Here is a 17,036-nt window from a genome sequence, read left to right on the forward strand (position 1 = left end):
CCCTTTCAGCCGGCCCGCGTCTCACCGAGGCTGGCTGCGGCGGGCCGTGAGTTCTGCCAGACGCCCTCAATCTTTCCAGACATCGCGACCGGAAGCGTGCGGCCGGCCTGGGCGCAGGTGAGCGCGATCATGTGGAACACGTCGTCCTGCGAGCAGCCGCGCGAGAGATCGTTGGCGGGTTTCGCCAGCCCCTGAAGCACCGGGCCGATGGCCTTCGCCCCGCCGATGCGCTGGGCGATCTTGTAGCCGATATTGGCGGCATCCAGATTGGGGAAGACGAACACGTTCGCATCCCCCCGGATCTTCGATCCCGGCGCCGTCTTGGCCGCGCCGACCGTGGCGACGAAGGCGGCGTCGAACTGCAATTCCCCCTCGATCACCAGATCCGGCTCCGCCTGCCGCACAAGGCGCACCGCCTCCACCACCTTGTCCACCCGCTGGTGCCGGGCGCTGCCGTTGGTGGAGAAGGAGAGCATGGCGACGCGGGGCGCCTCGCCGGTCATGGCGGTATATGAATGGGCGGCGGCACGGGCGATGTCCGCGAGTTCCGCCGCGTCGGGATCGATGACGAGGCCGCAGTCGGAGAACACATAGGCCCCCTTCTGCTCGTGATAGTCCTCGCACAGGATCATCAGGAAGAAGCTGGAGACGATCTTCGCCCCCGGTGCCAGGCCGATGATCTGGAGCGCGGCGCGCACCGTTTCGGCCGTGGTGGCCACCGCGCCGCCGACCGTGCCGTCGGCATCCCCCTGCCGGACCATCATGGCGGCGAAGGCGAGCGGCTCGCGCATGCGCCGCCGGGCGGCGGCGAGGTCCATGCCCTTGGCGTGGCGCAGCAGGTGCAGCGCCTCTGCATAGGCCTGGAAACGCGGCGATGTGGCGGGATCCTCGATGGCGATGCCCCGCACATCACCATCGAGGGCCGCCATCACCTCCTCGCGGGCACCGAGGAGGATCGGCCGGGCGATCCCTTCCCGCGCGGCGCGTCGGGCGCCGGCGGCAATGCGCGGGTCGCTCCCCTCCGGCAGGACGATGCTGCGGGGGGCGGCACGCGCGGCGTCGATGATGCGGTCGAGGGCGAGCATGGCCGTCATCTCTGGTTGGGGCAGAAAAGGCCGGGCGGGGCGTGCGGAGGGGCCATCCCCGCCCGGTTCTCAGTCAGCGCGCGATCTGCTCGCGCATGTCGGCGCGCGCGATGCCAGCCACCGGCACCGGCTTCTTCATGGCATCCCGGCGGAAGGGCTCGCCGAGCTCCTGGTTCAGCACCACCTCGATGAAGGTGGTGATGCCCTTCTTCTGCTCCTCGGCGGCGGTGTGGATGGCCTCCCTGAGGCTTTCCGGCGTGTCCACGCGCACCCCCTTGAAGCCGCAGCCCTCGGCGATCTTCGCGTAGGAGAGCTTGGGGTCCAGCTCGGTGCCGACGAAGTTGTTGTCGTACCAGAGCGTCGTGTTGCGCTTCTCGGCGCCCCACTGGAAATTGCGGAACACCACCATGGTCACCGGCGGCCATTCCTCGCGGCCGATGGAGGTCATCTCGTTGATGGAGATGCCGAACGCGCCGTCTCCGGCAAAGCCGAACACCGGCACGTCCGGGCAGCCGATCTTGGCGCCGATGATGGCCGGGAAGGCGTAGCCGCACGGACCGAACATGCCGGGCGCGAGATATTTCCGCCCGATCTCGAAGCTCGGATAGGCATTGCCGATGGCGCAGTTGTTGCCGATGTCCGTGGACATGATGACGTCCTTCGGCAGCGCCGACTGGATCGCCCGCCACGCCTGACGGGGCGACATGCGGCCCTTGTCGCGGGCGCGGGCGTCTTCGTTCCAGCGGGTGCCGGGATCGTCGTCCTCATGGTCCATGGAGGCGAGCTGCTGGAGCCAGCGCGAGCGGGTCTGGTGGATCAGCGCGCGGCGCTCCGCCCGTCCGGCATCGCCGGCGCCGGGGGCGAGCTGGCCGAGCAACTGGCCCGCCACTTCCTTGGCGTCGCCGCAGATGCCCACGGTGATCTTCTTGGTGAGGCCGATGCGGTCCGGGTTGATGTCCACCTGGATGATCTTCGCCTGCTTCGGCCAGTAGTCGATGCCGTAGCCGGGCAAAGTGGAGAAGGGGTTGAGCCGGGTGCCGAGCGCCAGCACCACGTCGGCCTGCGCGATCAGCTCCATGGCGGCCTTGGAGCCGTTGTAGCCGAGCGGGCCGACGGCGAGCGGATGGCTGCCGGGGGCGGCGTCGTTGTGCTGGTAGCCGGCGCACACGGGGGCATCGAGCCGTTCGGCCAGTGTCATGGCCTCGCCGATGGCGTTGCCGATGACCACGCCCGCGCCGTTCAGGATCACCGGGAACTTCGCCTCGGACAGGATCTGCGCCGCCTCGGCGATGGCGTTGCGGCCGCCGGCGGGACGCTCGAGGCGCACGATCTGCGGCAGCTCGATGTCGATCACCTGGGTCCAGAAATCGCGGGGCACGTTGATCTGCGCCGGGGCGCAGGCGCGCCAGGCCTTCTCGATCACGCGGTTGAGCACTTCGGCCACGCGGGAGGGGTCGCGCACCTCCTCCTGATAGCAGACCATGTCCTGGAACATGGCCATCTGCGAGACTTCCTGGAACCCGCCCTGCCCGATGGTCTTGTTGGCCGCCTGCGGCGTCACCAGCAGCATGGGGGTGTGGTTCCAGTAGGCGGTCTTCATGGCGGTGACGAAGCCCGTCACGCCCGGTCCGTTCTGGGCGATGGCCATGGCCATGCGGCCGGTGGCGCGGGTGTAGCCGTCGCAGATCAGGCCCGCATTGGTCTCGTGGGCGCAATCCCAGAAGCGGATGCCGGCCTTGGGGAAGAGGTCGGACACCGGCATCATGGCCGAGCCGATGATGCCGAAGGCCTCGTTGATGCCGTGCGCCTGCAGGACTTTGATGAACGCCTCTTCGGTGGTCATCTTCATGACGAAAAAATCCTCTTGGAACCTTGGAGATCTTGCAATTCGGGGGGAGGGAGGCGGCGGCCGCGCGCCGCCTCCGGATCGGAAACCCGTCAGCGCGCTGGCTGGCGTACCGTTTCGGTCGAGGCGCGCGTGGCCTTCGATAACTGGGTGCCGGGGGCCGGCACCCGGATCGCCAGCGCCGAGAGCATGGAGACCAGCGCCGCGAACACCACGTAGGCGCACACCTGCCAGGGCTGTCCGTCGCCGCGGGCGAGCAGATATGTGGCGATGATGGGGGTGATGCCGCTCGCGACGATGCCGGAGAACTGGTAGACGAACGAGATGCCGGTGTAGCGCACCCGGGCGTCGAACAGGTCCGAGAACAGCGCGGCTTCAGGCCCGTAGCACATGGCGTAGAGCACGCCGAACGGGAACACGATGCCGAGGGCGATCAGCGGCAGGGAGCCGGTGGAAAACAGCCAGAAGGCCGGATATGCCACCAGCGCCAGCAGCGCCGAGCCGATCGCATAGGTGCGCGGGCGGCCCCACTTGTCGGACAGCTTGCCGAACATGGGGATGGTGAACACCATCACGAACGCCGCGAGCGTCACCAGCCAGAGCGCCGTCGTGCGGGGTACCTTCACGTAGTTCGCGAGATAGACGATGGAGAACACCGCGAAGACGTTGAAGAACACGCCGTCGATGTAGCGCACGCCCATGCCCAGCAGCACGTTGCGCGGATACTCCCTGAGCATGGTGAGGAAGGGGATGGCCTCCGCCTTGTTGGCCGCCTTCACCTGCTCGAATTCCGGCGTCTCCTGCACCTTCAGCCGGATGTACATGCCGACGATGATGAGCACGATGGAACCGATGAAGCCCACGCGCCAGCCCCAGCTCATGAACTGCTCGTCCGGCAGCATGGAGACGATGGCGGTGACGCCCGAAGCGAGGCACAGGCCGAGCGCAAGGCCGATCTGCGGGATGGAGGCGAAGAAGCCGCGCTTGTCCTCCGGCGCGTATTCATACGCCATCAGCACCGCGCCGCCCCACTCGCCGCCGATGCCGATGCCCTGGGCGATGCGCAGGAGCAGCAGCAGGATGGGCGCGGCGACGCCGATCTGCGCATAGGTGGGCAGGAGGCCGATGGCCACCGTCGCCACGCCCATGATCATCAGCGTGATGATGAGCATGCTCTTGCGGCCCAGCTTGTCGCCGAAATGGCCGAAGATGAGCCCGCCCACCGGCCGCGCCACGAAGCCCACCGCGAAGGTGGTGTAGGCGAGCAGGATGGAGACGACCGGATCGTCGCCCGGAAAGAACAGCTTGTTGAAGACGATGCCGGCGACGATGCCGTACAGGAAGAAGTCATACCACTCGATGGTCGCGCCGATGACGCTGGCGCCGACCACGCGCCTCAGCTCGCGACTTGAAGCTCCTGCTTGCCCAGCCATTGTTGTGTCCTCCCGTCATTGATTTGATTTGGGGCGTTGTCTCGCCCATTCCTGTTGTTCATCACGTCCTCGCGGATCATGTCGGCGGCTTTTTCTCCGATCATGATCGCGGGAATATTGGTGTTGCCGGACACGAGGCTCGGCATCACGGAGCAATCCACCACCCACAGGCCATCGACGCCACGGACCCTTAGGCGCGGGTCCACCACCGCATCGCGGTCGGTGTCGGGGCCCATCCGGCAGGTGCCGGCGGGGTGGAAGATGGTGGCGCCATATTCGCGGGCGAAGGCGAGCAGGCCCTCGTCGTCGGTGACGCCCGGGCCAGGCATCTTCTCTTCCGCCACATAGCTCTTCAGCGGCTCGGTGGCGGCGAGCTTGCGGGCGAATGTCATGGCGGCGACGGCGCAGCGCCGGTCGGTGTCGGTGGCCAGATAATTGGCGGTGATCTTCGGCGGCTGGAGCGGATCGCCCGAGCCGAGCCGCACCCAGCCCGTGCTCTCCGGCCTGAGCTGGCACACCGAGAGGGTGAAGCCGGAATAGTCATGCACCTTGCCGCCGGCCATGTCCGCCGAGAGGGTGCCGATGTGGAACTGGATGTCCGGGGTTTTCGATTCCGGCAGCACCCGCGTGAACAGGCCGCCCTGGTTGATGCCGATGGCCAGCGGGCCGCCGCGGAACAGGAGATATTCCAGCCCCATCTTGAGCCGGCCGAACAGGGAGTTCAGCGCATCGTTGGTGGTGATGGGCTTGGTGCAGCGGTAGAGCAGGCGCAGCTGGAGGTGATCCTGCAGGTTGCCGCCCACGCCGGGGCTGTCCACATGTACGCCTATGCCGTTGGACTTCAGGTGTTCCGCCGGCCCGATGCCCGAGAGCATGAGCAGGTGCGGCGATTGCACCGCGCCCGCCGACAGCACCACCCCCCGCCGCGCCCGGATGACCTTCACCCGGCCGGCGACGCTCACCTCCACGCCCACGGCGCGGCCGTTCTCGAACAGCACCCGGCGGGCCTGCGTCTCGGTGAGGATGGAGAGATTGGCGCGGCCCTTGGCAGGGGCAAGATAGGCCTTTGCCGCGCTCATGCGGAAGCCGCTGCGGGTGGTCAGCTGGTAATAGCCGACGCCTTCCTGCCGGGCGCCGTTGAAATCCGCCGTCTCCGGCACGCCCAGCTTGCGTCCGGTCTCCTTAATGACCTCGATCAGCTCGTGCTTTCGCGGGATGGAGCTGATGCGCACAGGGCCATCGGTGCCGTGGAGCGGATCAGCGGCGAAGGCAGGGTTGTCCTCCAGCTTGCGGAAATAGGGCAGCACATCCTCGAAGCCCCAGCCGGTGGCGCCGCGCGTTGCCCAGCCGTCGTAATCCTCCTGCTGGCCGCGGATGACGATGAGGCCGTTGATGGAAGAGCACCCGCCGAGCACGCGGCCGCGGGGCCAGTAGATGCGCCGGTCGCCCATGGTGGGTTCCGGCTCGGTGTGGAAGCGCCAGTTGAGGCGATCATTCCACATGGTCTTCCCATAGCCGATGGGCACGTGAATCCAGGGGTTCGTGTCCTTCGGTCCGGCTTCCAGCAGGGCGACGCGGCTCTTGCCGTCTTCGCTCAGCCGATTGGCCAGAACACACCCCGACGACCCGGCGCCGATGACGACGAAGTCGAAGTTTTCCTCGCCTTGCATTGGCAGTTTCCTCTCTGCGGAACGGACGATGCGACGAAGGGATGAGATGAGTCAATGCATTTTTTGAACTGAAACGTCTCATTTAATGAGATTTATGTTGTGCAGTGCGAGGAGCGCTGTGTGCACCTGCGTTCCGTTTGACACCCCGCTGCCAGCCGCTAAGGCTGCACGCAGCGAGAGGCTGGCGATTCAGATGGCCAAGGCAGCGAAGCAGCAGCTGGAGAGCGTGGAGAAGCCGGAGAAGCCCGAGGAGCGGGACAACGCCTCGGCCATGCTCCGCGCGCTCGATCTTCTGGGCGAGATCGCCCGCTCCGAAACGCCCCTCGGCGTGCCCGAGCTGTGCGTGCGGCTCTCGCTGCCCAAACCCACCGTCCATCGCCTGTGCCAGAAGCTGGAGGCGGAATCCTATCTGCTGCGCGAGCCGGACGGCCGGCGCTTTGCGGTGGGGCCGCGTTTCCTGCGCATGGGCTTCGACATGCTGCGCAATTCGGTGAGCACCGAGCGGCGCGGCATCCTCGAAGCGCTGGTGGATGTGGCGGGCGAGACCTGCAATTTCGTCACGCGCGTGGGCTCGGAAGCGATCTATCTCGACCGCGTGGAAGCGGCCTGGCCGCTGCGCCTGCATCTGGAGGTGGGCTCGCGCGTGCCCATGCACTGCACCGCCTCCGGCAAGCTGTTCCTCTCCGCCATGCGCCCCGTGCAGCGCCGGCGCATTCTGGAGACGCTGCACCTGAAGGCGCAGACGCCGAACACGATCACCACCGTCGAGGCGCTCGACGCCGAGCTGGAGCGCATCGCGAAGAATGGCTACAGCACGGACGATCAGGAGTTTCTGGAAGGCCTCGTCGCCATTGCTGTCCCGGTGAAGGACCGGCGCGGCACGGTGGTGGCGGCGGTGGCCTGCCACGGCCCGTTGCCGCGCTTCTCGCTGGAGAAGGCGCGGGCGCTGGTGCCGAACCTCAAGGAAGCGGCGGAACGGTTGCAAGCCACCCTTCCCGATTCCGGCGACGTCGCGGACGACTGACGCACGGCTGGCCTGCGGGATCGCCCGGACCGGACGATGGGAAACGAACCCGCGACATACAGCCTGGGAGTTCGGTGCAAGCCGTTGAATTGAAACATGCGCTCAATGGCTGAGATCAAGGCCGCCAGGTCGAGTGTCCGCTATCGGCAGATCCGCCTTGCCCCTCAACTTGAGACACGAGCCTTCCCGTCGTGCGGCGGCACGTGGTCGTCTGCTGGCCGGTAGCGAGGGGACGGAGGTTTGGCCTATATAAGGCCGCTCGCAAAATGCGATCCTCAACCGAAGAGTGACCCGTGATCCCCTGGTCGCAGCTCGACACCGCGGACGTGCCCGATGGCGGCGGCCGCCTCCGCCTGATGCAGCGCGGCGCGGAATTCTCGATCATGGCCGGGTCCATCGAGCTGATGAACAGTCGCCTCAGCGGATCGGAAGAGGCGCTCGCCACGATGGTCTGCGCCAGACTTCGGGACCGCCCCAGGCCGCATGTGCTGATCGGTGGGCTGGGAATGGGTTTCACCCTTCGCGCGGCGCTCGCCGAACTCGGGCCCGATGCCCGTGTCACCGTGGCGGAACTGGTGCCGGCGGTGGTCGCGTGGGCGCGGGGCCCCATGGCGGGGATCTTCGCGGGTTGCCTGACCGATCCGCGTGTCAGCATCCGCGAAGAGGATGTGGTCGGCCTGATCCGTGCCGGCCGGGCGACTTTCGATGCGATCCTGCTTGATGTCGACAACGGACCCGAGGGGCTGACACGCGCGGCCAACGACCAGCTTTACGATAGTGCCGGCCTCAACACGGCCAGGGCCGCGCTGCGGCCTGGCGGCGTGCTGGCCGTCTGGTCGTCGAGGCCGGACCGGAATTTCACCCAGCGGGTTCGCAAGGCCGGGTTTGGCGTCGAAGAGGCGCGCGTGCGGGCCAATGGCGGGCGCGGAGGGGCGCGCCACATCATCTGGATCGCCACCAATCCGGAGGTCCGCGCTCCCGGCCCCGCCCGGCACAGGCCGGCCTGACGGAGGCGGATCCTGGAGACTTCCCTTTATCTGCCCGTGAAGGCGTTTCTGGAAGGCCTCGGCTTTGCCGTCAAAGGCGAGGTCGGCGGCTGCGACCTGGTTGCGCTCGCGGGAGACGGAATCCCGATCGTGGTCATTGGGGAATTGAAGCTCAGCTTCAATCTGGAGCTCGTCCTCCAGGCCGTGGACCGTGCCTCCGCCTGTGACGAGGTCTGGCTCGCAGCGCGCACATCGGTGCGCGGCAACGGACGGGAAAGCGACGCGCGCTTCCGCAACCTGTGTCGGCGCCTCGGCTTCGGCATGCTCGGCGTTTCGTCTGGGGGCGAGGTGACGGTCCTCGTCAGCCCCACGTCTCCCATGCCGCGCAAGGATCCGCGCCGCAGGTCGCGGCTCGTGGAGGAGCACCGGCGCCGGCTGGGCGATCCGGCGGTGGGGGGCGGCTCTCGTACACCCATCATGACCGCCTATCGACAGCAGGCGCTCGCCTGTGCCCTGGCCATGGCGGAGACCCCCAAACGCCCGCGCGATCTGCGTGCGTTCGCGCCCAACGCCGGAAAAATCCTTCTGGACAATGTCTATGGCTGGTTTGTCCGCGTGGATCGCGGCATCTACGGCCTCACGCCGGCGGGGCGCGAGGCGCTGATCCGCTGGCAGGCGGTCCCCGGTTCCGCGACTGCAGCCGGCATGGTGGTGCCGATGGGCTCCAGCACAGCCGGCGATGCCTGAGCCCACCGACCCCGGTGAACGTCGCGAATGCGATGGCCTGAAGAGATCACCATGGACTGCGCAGAAGCTCGGGTCGACTTCAGGGACGTTCCGTCTGTCGCCACACGGCTTGTGTCTCCAGCCTTTAGAGGTCGAAGACATCCCGTGGTTTAAGGCATGAACGGGGGCCGGCAAGGCAAACACCTTGTCGGGGCGCAGCGCGCTTTTCAAATGCCTTAGGGCTCCTCGTCGAAGGCGTCGTGGGCTGCCTCGATCGCGGCCATGCGGCGCCGGCCTTCGCGGCCGCTGAGTTCGAGGACGCGGGTCGCCAGAAAATGCGAAAGCCCGATCACCGCCACATGGTTGTCCAGCGGGCCGGCCGCCCGCGCCTGGCAGGTGATGAGCCATGTGGCCGGGCCCGGGTTCTCCGTGGCCGAGTCCACCACGCACAGGACCTGCGCGCCGGCCTCCACTGCCCGGGTGATCAGGTGGGAGGAGGCGGGCGTCGAACGCCGCAGGGCGAAGACGATGAGGACGTCGCCTTTATTCAGCGTTACCGCATATTCGGCGATGGTCTCCCCCGCAACCGGCAGCAGGATGCTGGTCTCGATGACGCGGAAGACCTGCCAGCGCAGATAGGCCGCGAAGGACTGGTTGTTGCGGAAGCCCACGAACCAGACCCGCTTTGCCGCGAGCATGGCCCGCGCGATCCGGTCGATCATCTCGTCGGACAATCCGCCGTAGGTCTCGGACAGGTTCTGGACGCTGAGTTCGAGGTGGGCGCGCAGCGTGTCGCTGGCATGGCTCTCGCCGCTCAGCAGCATCAGCGGCGAGCCGGCCTTCTGCTCCAGCCGCACCTGCCGCCGCGCGTCGTTATAGCTGTCATACCCGAGCCGGTGAAAAAAACGGGTCACCGCCGCATTGGAGACCCGTGCGGCATTGGCAAGCTCGGTTGCCGTATAAGCAGGCAGATTGCCCGGGAAATCGATCAAGAATTCAGCGAGCCGCCTCTCGGTCGGAGACAGATCATCCCTGTGGCGGGTGATGCGCGCCACCAGCGAGTCCTTGGCCGAAATCGTCGTGCTCACCGCGCCTCACCTGTTCCTATCATCTTGTGCCGTCAGCCGAACCGCGGTTCGGCCCGCCTGCCGCGGGCATGCGATCCAGCTCCTGTATGACCCAAAGCGCCGCGTGGCACCATGCGGATCGTTGCACTGGCATGGAAGTTGCTGAAAAAAATTTTGCAGAACGGTTATATTGAAAATTCAATCGCAGCCGTCCTGCGGGTTTGGGGACCAACGAAGGGACTGACCATGGCTGGGGAAAACGTGCAGCTTTCCGCCCCCGCATCCGAGGCGGCGGTGCAGGTCGAGGCGGCGCTCGACAAGATCGGCGTGACCACCGCGCACAAGCTCATCGTGCTACTGGTGCTGTTCGGGGTGATGTTCGACGTCTTCGAGCAGAATACCGTCGGGCTGATCGCCCCGTTCCTGCGGGAACAGTGGCATCTCTCCGCGGCCGACATCGGGTTTCTCAACACGATGACCTTCGTCGCGGCCGCCATGGGGCGGCTCGGCTCCGGCGTCCTGGCCGACAGGGTGGGCCGCCGCTTCATGCTGAACGTCAACCTGCTGTTGTTCACGGTCGGCGCCGCGATCTGCGCGCTCGCGCCGGGCTATACCACGATGGCCATCGGCCGTTTCATCGTCGGCCTCGGGCTCGGCGGCGAGATCGTGACGGCAGTCACCCTGCTCGCCGAGTTCTGCTCCTCCAAGTTCCGGGGCACGGCGGTCGGGCTTATCAATGTGGGGGGCGGCGGCCTCGGCAACATGCTGGCCCCGGCCTTCGCCCTCCTGATCTTCACCCTGTTCCCGGGCGGGGACGGCTGGAGGTGGCTGTTCGGCGCGCTCGTGCTCCCGGCGGTCCTGGTCGTGTTCTATCGGCGCTTCGTGCCGGAGACGCCACGCTTCCTGGTCACACGAGGCCGGCTGGCAGAAGCCAATCGCGTGTTGTCGCAGCTTGCGACCGGGTCCTTCTCGACCAAGAACGTCAAGGTGACCGATCACGTCACCTCGCAGCCGGTGATCGAGACGCCCAGGCTCGGCGCGATCGTGGCCGACATCTTCCGCCGCGGCCTTCTTCGCCGCACCCTTGCCGTGGGGATCGCGTCCTGGATGACGTTCGGCGCGCAGCTCACCGTGCTGACCCTTATGCCGACGATCCTCGTCTCGCAGGGCCATACGATCACGCGGAGCTTCCTGTACACGATCATCCTGCAGAGCGGCAGCCTGTTCGGCGCGCTCACGGCGGCGGTGCTGGCAGCGCGCGTCCCGCGCAAGATCGTGCTGACGACGGGCGCTCTGTGCGCCGTGGCGGCGGGGCTGGGCTTCGGCTTCCTGGCCACCACCGACGCGCTGATCCTCGCGTTCGGCGCCGCATTTCAGTTTTTCGTGCTGCTCCTGAACACGACCATCTGGATCTTCGCGCCGGAAAACTACCCCACCCGGGTTCGCGGCTTCGGCACGGCGTTCATCCTCGCGCTCGGGACCATGGCGGGCGCGTGGATGCCGCTGCTTGCCGGCCGGGTGTTCGACATGGCCGGTGTCGCCGGCATGTTCACCATGATGGCGGGCATGTACGCGATCTTCGCCATTGCCGTGCAGTTCGCGCCGGAGACCTTCGGAAAGTCGATGGAAGCCGTGCCGGAGACGGCGCCGGCCGAACGTCCGCTTCAGACCGCCTGACGCCTCTCCCCTGGGCCGAGGTCCGGCCCGGGTATCAGGAACTTGCCGTGACAACGATCCTCCTCATCAATCCCAATACCTCGACCCGCTCGACCGAGATGATGCTCTCGGTCGCGGGGCCCCTTCTGCCCGATGCCGTCACCCTGCGAGGGGTGACGGCCAAGAGCGGGGCCGCCATGATCGTGGACGAGGCCGCCCTTGCCGAGGCTGCCGATGAGGTCGTCCGCATCGGGCTCGCGGAGGCATCGCGCGTAGATGCCATCATCGTATCGGCCTTCGGCAATCCGGGAGTGGGGGCGCTGCGTGCGCTCCTGCAGGTTCCCGTGGTTGGTATCGGTGAAGCGGCCATCCTCAAGGCCGCGGCGAAAGGATCCCGCTTCGGGATCGCCACAACGACGCCGGATCTCGTGCGCTCCATCGAGGCCGGCGTCCGCGACCTTGGCCTTCAGGGCCAGTTTACGGGCGTTCGCGTGCCGGATGGCGATCCCCTCTCGCTCGCGGCGGATCCTCCCGCGCAGGACCAGGCCCTGGCCGCGGCGGCGACCGCCTGCATCGAGCAGGACGGCGCGGATGCCGTGGTGATCGGAGGTGGCCCGCTCAGCGACGCCGCCGCAAGACTGCGCCTGCGCTTTCCCGACCGGATCGTCGAGCCCGTCCCGGCCGCGATCCAGAAAATCCTGGGGTCGATATTCATGACCAGTCGCTGACGGTCGAAGCGGTGCAGACGGCGGAGAGAACGCTGACGGCGGGGGCGTATCGTGTGGTGACGCGTCGGACGTCCTTGAGGCGCCCGGCGAATACGAGATGTTGCCGCTGTCACACGCGAACAGCATCCCGCATGGCCTCACGGGTGGTCGCGAATTCACCGGGTTCCACGCTTTCGCGGAGCGCGCGCATTGTGTCCGGCGTCGCCAAATTCGCGCGCTGCAGCAAAAAGCCCCGGCGTTGAAGCCGGGGCTTGGCAGTGGTGGATTTTATTGTTGCAGCTCGATTTCTCCGGGACGCCATGTTTTGTCGAACCATGGCTCCAACGGTCCATAGAGGCGAAGGATCATAAACCAGCCTTTGCCAGGAAGCGTCTGCACCCAGTTTTGTTCAAAGCCAGCGGGAGCTTGTGGCCCAAAATAGACATCCACGGAGCCATCATCATTGACCTTGACGCCTTTGTTCTGACTGCTCACGCTGGGGAACTGCTGGTCGCTCTGCACCATGGAGCGCGTCTGATTGTCGTAGACGATGACCGACCAGAAATCCTTGACCGGAATGTTTGGAGGCAGGTGCAGTTTGTATGTTTTGGCGCCGTCGAACGGGTTGCCTTTCGAGTCCTGGGCTGCCCACGGGTACTGCGACCCCTGGCCGACCATCTTCAATGCCATCGCCGGTGTCACGCCTGTGGCGATATAGTAGAAGAAGGCGGCCCCATCCAGGTTGGCAACCCCCGGTGCGACTTCGAATTTGTAGCCGCCGAAGAAGGGCAGTCGCCAGGAACTGTTCGGATAGAAGTAGGCGTCTTCACTGCGAATCTTAAAGGCGATCGTGCGTGCGGTCACAGCGCCGATATTCGCAGCGTCCTCCAGAATCTTCTTCATCCGCGCATCGGGATCAAACGGCTTTCCCTTGACGATCCCGATGGAAGCAAAAAGGCCCAGCGTGGTTGGATCACTTCCTTCACTCGGTTCTTCCTGGATCGCTTGGTTCAGCAGACTCCAGAAAGAATAGTCACCAGGGGCAACAAAATTGGACGGAACGCCCGATACATTGACAAAATTCATTGCGGGCGGATTGGCAGCGTCTGCGAGCTGATAAATCTTCAGATGTTTCTTCACGGATTCGACCCCGGGCTGGGGTGAACCGTCGACAAGGAACGATCGGAACGGCATCCAGTTGCCGTATGTGCTGGGTCGTACGACAAAATAGCCGGGTGGAATTTCGCCCTGATATCCCGGCGGCAATACAAGGTACTTACCACCCTTGCCTTTGTCCTCACCGGTGAGGCCGACGTCGGCAACCCAGCGATACCAAAAATCATCGATAGCCCCCAAGACCTTGGGCGGAATTTCGACGACTAACGGACCCTTGTGCGTGTCAAGCCAAATGAAACTGTAGACGGTGTTGTCGTTTGCCGTCAGTTCCACGGTCCGCGAGTCGACCAAACTCTCCCAGATGACGTTCGTCTGGTTGACCGGCCCAAATCCACGCAGCGTATCTCTCATTCCGACTTGATTTACTATGGGTAGGCCAAGCAGATAGGCTTGCAGGGCGCGCGAGCGGTCCAAATTGTCGTAGATCGTCTGAATGGTTGGCGCATCGGGGTAGCCATGCGACGAGTTGAGTTCGCCGATTGATGTGTCGACCTTATCGGGTACGGAAACGCCTGGCGCAATCGGGGTTTCATATTTGTACTGCTGGGCAGCGCCGGGCATCACCGAAAGCGCAATCAACGTCAGCGAAGACAGGGCGAGCTTCAGTTTTTGTCTCATGGTTGCGCTCTCGTCGATTCAGTAACGGTCAAATTTGGTGAAGTTCGGCAAGCATTCGGGCTAGTTTGGTCCGAGGTCTGCACCAAATTCCGAGAATCGATGATTCTTGAAATCACCTCGTACCGCCCGAGGCGGCGCGCCCAATCGCAGCGAATTTTTATTTAAGTTGATACAACGGAACCCAAATCAACAGGCTTGATTCACGTCAACTTGCGCTAAACATCCGAGATGGAGCCAGCGCTTTGCCGTTCAGGTCTCTGAGTTGCCCCGAGTTTCCAGACGCCTTCAGCTTTGGCATTGTACCGCCGTTCGAACTCGATTGGCGACAGCATACGCCACGAGCGTGCTTCCGGGGGGTACGATAAGGCGAATAGACCGAAGAAGGCCGGGGGTACGAAAAGAGTCCGAAAGGCGCAGGGCATCGTCTCGATGATGCGCCGGCTACCGGGATATGGCGTCATGGCCGATCCCCCAGAGTGTGGACGGCTGACCCGCATCCTCGATGAGATCCGATTCAAGCGACCTGGTCGGCGCAGGTCGAAGCTGGAGCTGCACCCTGCGGCCGATGCTGGACCGGGGGCCTCACGTGGTCGCACATCCCGGGCGACCTTCTTATGGTGAAGGAGACCGCCAGGACGGGCGCCGATCCAAATGCGGTCAGCTCACCGGAACAAGCGGTAGACCTCCACGGGGAGCGCCGAGTTCAACGGTAGCCCGCCAAGCTCTTGTCACAGCTCGCGAAACTGGAGCGGGCGATGGGAATCGAACCCACGACATACAGCTTGGGAAGCTGTCGTTCTACCACTGAACTACGCCCGCGCAGGCGCCGACCATAATCGGATGCGGGGTTGCCCATCAAGGGCGTTTCGCGAAATACCCACTGCGTTGCCGTCGCCCGGCGGGGCTCCTATGGTCGGCGGGATTTCAACGATTGCCCGGCGCCCCGCCCATGACGTCCCCGTCTTCTGCCCATTCCCCGGTTCATTCGGCCTCTCACGGCCATCCCCCGTTCAAGGCGCACTTCCAGACCTTCGACGATCTCGCTGACGGCGCCGAGGGGCCGGCGCGGCTGGCGGCGCTTCGGGCGGAGCTCGCCCGCCTCGGTTTCGACGGCTATGTGATCCCGCGCGCGGATGCGCACCAGAACGAATATGTGCCGGCCTGCGAGGAGCGGCTTGCGTACCTTACCGGCTTCACCGGCTCGGCCGGCACCTGCGTGGTGCTGCCGACGGAGGCGGCGTTGTTCGTGGACGGGCGCTACACCCTCCAGGCCCCGGCGCAGGTGGACGAGGCTGCCTTCACCGTGGTGCCCCTGTCGCAGACGCGGCCGGACAAGTGGATCGAGGACCATCTGCCCCGTGGCGCCCGGCTCGGCTTCGATCCGTGGCGCACCACCATCGATGGCCGCGAGCGGCTGGTGAAGGCGGTGGCGGCGGCGGGCGGCATCCTCGCGCCGCTGGATGCCGACCCGTTCGATCCCATCTGGCCCGATCGGCCCGCACCGCCCCGTGAACCGGTGCGCCTGCTCGACCTCTCCGTCGCCGGCGAGGACACCGCCACCAAGCTCCGGCGGGTGCAGGAGAAACTCGCCGAGGAGAAGCTCGACGGCGTGCTCGTCTCCGATCCGCACGGCGCGGCTTGGCTGTTCAACATGCGCGGCGGGGACGTGGCGCACACGCCGCTGCCGCTCGCCTGGTGCATCATCCCGCGCGCGGGACTGCCGGACCTTTTCCTTGAGGCGCTGAAGCTCTCCCACGAGGTGCGCGCCGCCCTCGCGGGGCATGCCCGCCTGCACGGCGTGGGCGACCTCGACCGCGTGCTCGCCGCCTTCGCCAAAGGCGAGGGCAAGGGCGACGGAAAGGGCCGGCGCATTCGCGTCGATCAGGCCACCGCGCCCGTGCGCCTCGCCACGCTCATCGAGACGGCAGGCGGCCTCGCCGACAAGGGCGCCGACCCCATCTCCCTCATCAAGGCCTCGAAGAACCCGGCCGAGATCGCGGGGATGCGCGCGGCCCATGTGCGCGACGGCGCGGCGCTGGTGCGCTTCCTCGCCTGGTTCGACCGGGAGGCGCCGACCGGCAAACTGACCGAGATCGACGCGGTGGAGGCGCTGGAGACCTTCCGCCGTGCCACCGGCTGTCTTACCGACATCTCCTTCCCGACCATCGCCGGGGCAGGGGAGAATGGCGCCATCGTGCATTATCGGGTCACGCGCAAGACCAACCGGGCGATCCATCCGGGCGAGCTGTTCCTCCTCGATTCCGGCGCGCAATATCCTGACGGCACCACGGACATCACCCGCACCCTTGCCGTCGGCACGCCGACGGAAGATATGCGCCGCCACTACACGCTGGTGCTGAAGGGCCATCTGGCCCTCACCCGCGCGGTATTTCCCAAGGGGATCACGGGGGCCCAGCTCGATCCGCTGGCGCGGCAGTTCCTGTGGGAGAACGGGCTCGATTTCGATCACGGCACCGGCCACGGTGTCGGCGCGGGGCTTTCCGTGCACGAGGGGCCGGCACGCATCTCCCAGCTCGGCCACCTGTCGCTGGCCGCGGGGATGATCCTCTCCAACGAACCGGGTTTCTATCGCACCGGCGCCTACGGCATCCGCATCGAGAACCTGATCCTGGTGGAGGACCGTCCGGTGGAGGCCGGAGAGCGGCCTTGCTTCGGCTTCTCGACCCTCACGCTGGTCCCCTACGATCGGCGGCTGATCGATCTTCGTCTCCTCACCGGTGCCGAGCGGGCGCAGGTGGATGCCTATCACGCCGAAGTCCGCGCGACCCTCGCGCCGCTGGTGGACGAGGGTAGCGTCGACTGGCTCGCCGGAGCCACGGCGCCGCTCTAGAGCACGCGCCCATCAGATTGCATCGCAATCTGAAGGGGTCACGCGTTCTTCTAAGAGTGAGAGGGGGATTTACCGAGCGGATTGATTCAATCCGCTCGGATCGCGCTCTACAAGTCGGCCGGATCGCCCGCAGAGCGTCGGGCGTTCCTCCACAAGCCAAGGAACTGCAAGGCCTCGTGGGCGTTACCAGA

General features: G+C 65.9%; 12 protein-coding genes and 1 tRNA gene. 6 read left to right on the forward strand and 7 right to left on the reverse strand.

Annotated elements, in window-relative coordinates:
- Positions 1 to 5: 5 nt before the first annotated feature.
- The 4 genes from pta to ACE3QW_RS21060 all read right to left on the reverse strand — a co-directional run bounded on the left by pta (position 6) and on the right by ACE3QW_RS21060 (position 6,034).
- Complete coding sequence (gene pta, locus ACE3QW_RS21045; protein WP_374253799.1) at positions 6 to 1,085, reverse strand: phosphate acetyltransferase; 1,080 nt, start codon at positions 1,083 to 1,085, stop codon at positions 6 to 8.
- A 73-nt stretch (positions 1,086 to 1,158) separates the two neighbouring features.
- The gene (gene xsc / locus ACE3QW_RS21050) at positions 1,159 to 2,934 is read right to left on the reverse strand and encodes a sulfoacetaldehyde acetyltransferase (RefSeq protein ID WP_374253801.1); all 1,776 of its coding nucleotides are present in this window, start codon (positions 2,932 to 2,934) and stop codon (positions 1,159 to 1,161) included.
- Between the two features lie 89 nt (positions 2,935 to 3,023).
- Entirely contained in the window at positions 3,024 to 4,364 is a 1,341-nt protein-coding gene (locus tag ACE3QW_RS21055) for an MFS transporter (RefSeq protein WP_374253802.1), read from the reverse strand.
- Positions 4,328 to 6,034 (reverse strand): GMC family oxidoreductase, encoded by a 1,707-nt coding sequence (locus ACE3QW_RS21060; protein WP_374253804.1) that lies wholly within the window; start codon positions 6,032 to 6,034, stop codon positions 4,328 to 4,330. Before ACE3QW_RS21060 ends, ACE3QW_RS21055 begins: the two co-directional genes overlap by 37 nt.
- Before the next feature lie 193 nt (positions 6,035 to 6,227).
- Between ACE3QW_RS21060 and ACE3QW_RS21065 the strand changes: the two genes are divergently transcribed.
- From ACE3QW_RS21065 to ACE3QW_RS21075, 3 genes are all read left to right on the forward strand, one after another.
- Entirely contained in the window at positions 6,228 to 7,058 is an 831-nt protein-coding gene (locus ACE3QW_RS21065; protein WP_081837437.1) for an IclR family transcriptional regulator, read from the forward strand.
- A gap of 293 nt (positions 7,059 to 7,351) precedes the next feature.
- Positions 7,352 to 8,065 (forward strand): spermidine synthase, encoded by a 714-nt coding sequence (locus tag ACE3QW_RS21070; protein ID WP_374253807.1) that lies wholly within the window; start codon positions 7,352 to 7,354, stop codon positions 8,063 to 8,065.
- Positions 8,066 to 8,077: 12 nt separating this feature from the next.
- Positions 8,078 to 8,791 carry a DUF2161 domain-containing phosphodiesterase gene (locus ACE3QW_RS21075; RefSeq protein ID WP_374253899.1) on the forward strand — a complete coding sequence of 238 codons (714 nt, stop codon included), beginning with the start codon at positions 8,078 to 8,080 and terminating at the stop codon, positions 8,789 to 8,791.
- 215 nt (positions 8,792 to 9,006) lie between these two features.
- Here ACE3QW_RS21075 and ACE3QW_RS21080 read toward each other — a convergent pair whose 3' ends face one another.
- The gene (locus tag ACE3QW_RS21080; RefSeq protein ID WP_374253809.1) at positions 9,007 to 9,825 is read right to left on the reverse strand and encodes a MurR/RpiR family transcriptional regulator; all 819 of its coding nucleotides are present in this window, start codon (positions 9,823 to 9,825) and stop codon (positions 9,007 to 9,009) included.
- A gap of 144 nt (positions 9,826 to 9,969) precedes the next feature.
- On the opposite strand from ACE3QW_RS21080, the gene ACE3QW_RS21085 reads away from it, so the two are divergent.
- Both ACE3QW_RS21085 and ACE3QW_RS21090 read left to right on the forward strand, forming a co-directional pair.
- Positions 9,970 to 11,514, forward strand: coding sequence for an MFS transporter (locus ACE3QW_RS21085; RefSeq protein WP_374253811.1), 1,545 nt, complete (start codon positions 9,970 to 9,972; stop codon positions 11,512 to 11,514).
- A 47-nt stretch (positions 11,515 to 11,561) separates the two neighbouring features.
- Positions 11,562 to 12,221, forward strand: coding sequence for an aspartate/glutamate racemase family protein (locus tag ACE3QW_RS21090; protein WP_374253813.1), 660 nt, complete (start codon positions 11,562 to 11,564; stop codon positions 12,219 to 12,221).
- Between the two features lie 267 nt (positions 12,222 to 12,488).
- On the opposite strand, the gene ACE3QW_RS21095 is transcribed toward ACE3QW_RS21090, so the two are convergent.
- Both ACE3QW_RS21095 and ACE3QW_RS21100 read right to left on the reverse strand, forming a co-directional pair.
- A complete protein-coding gene (locus ACE3QW_RS21095; RefSeq protein ID WP_374253814.1) occupies positions 12,489 to 13,994 on the reverse strand; it encodes a DUF1254 domain-containing protein in 1,506 nt (501 codons plus the stop codon).
- A 744-nt stretch (positions 13,995 to 14,738) separates the two neighbouring features.
- Positions 14,739 to 14,813: transfer RNA gene (locus ACE3QW_RS21100), tRNA-Gly, on the reverse strand.
- Between the two features lie 130 nt (positions 14,814 to 14,943).
- On the opposite strand from ACE3QW_RS21100, the gene ACE3QW_RS21105 reads away from it, so the two are divergent.
- Entirely contained in the window at positions 14,944 to 16,845 is a 1,902-nt protein-coding gene (locus ACE3QW_RS21105) for an aminopeptidase P family protein (RefSeq protein ID WP_374253816.1), read from the forward strand.
- Positions 16,846 to 17,036: the final 191 nt, after the last annotated feature.

Origin of the sequence: Xanthobacter sp. (assembly GCF_041911315.1) — a bacterium.
In the GTDB taxonomy this organism is placed as follows: domain Bacteria; phylum Pseudomonadota; class Alphaproteobacteria; order Rhizobiales; family Xanthobacteraceae; genus Xanthobacter; species Xanthobacter aminoxidans.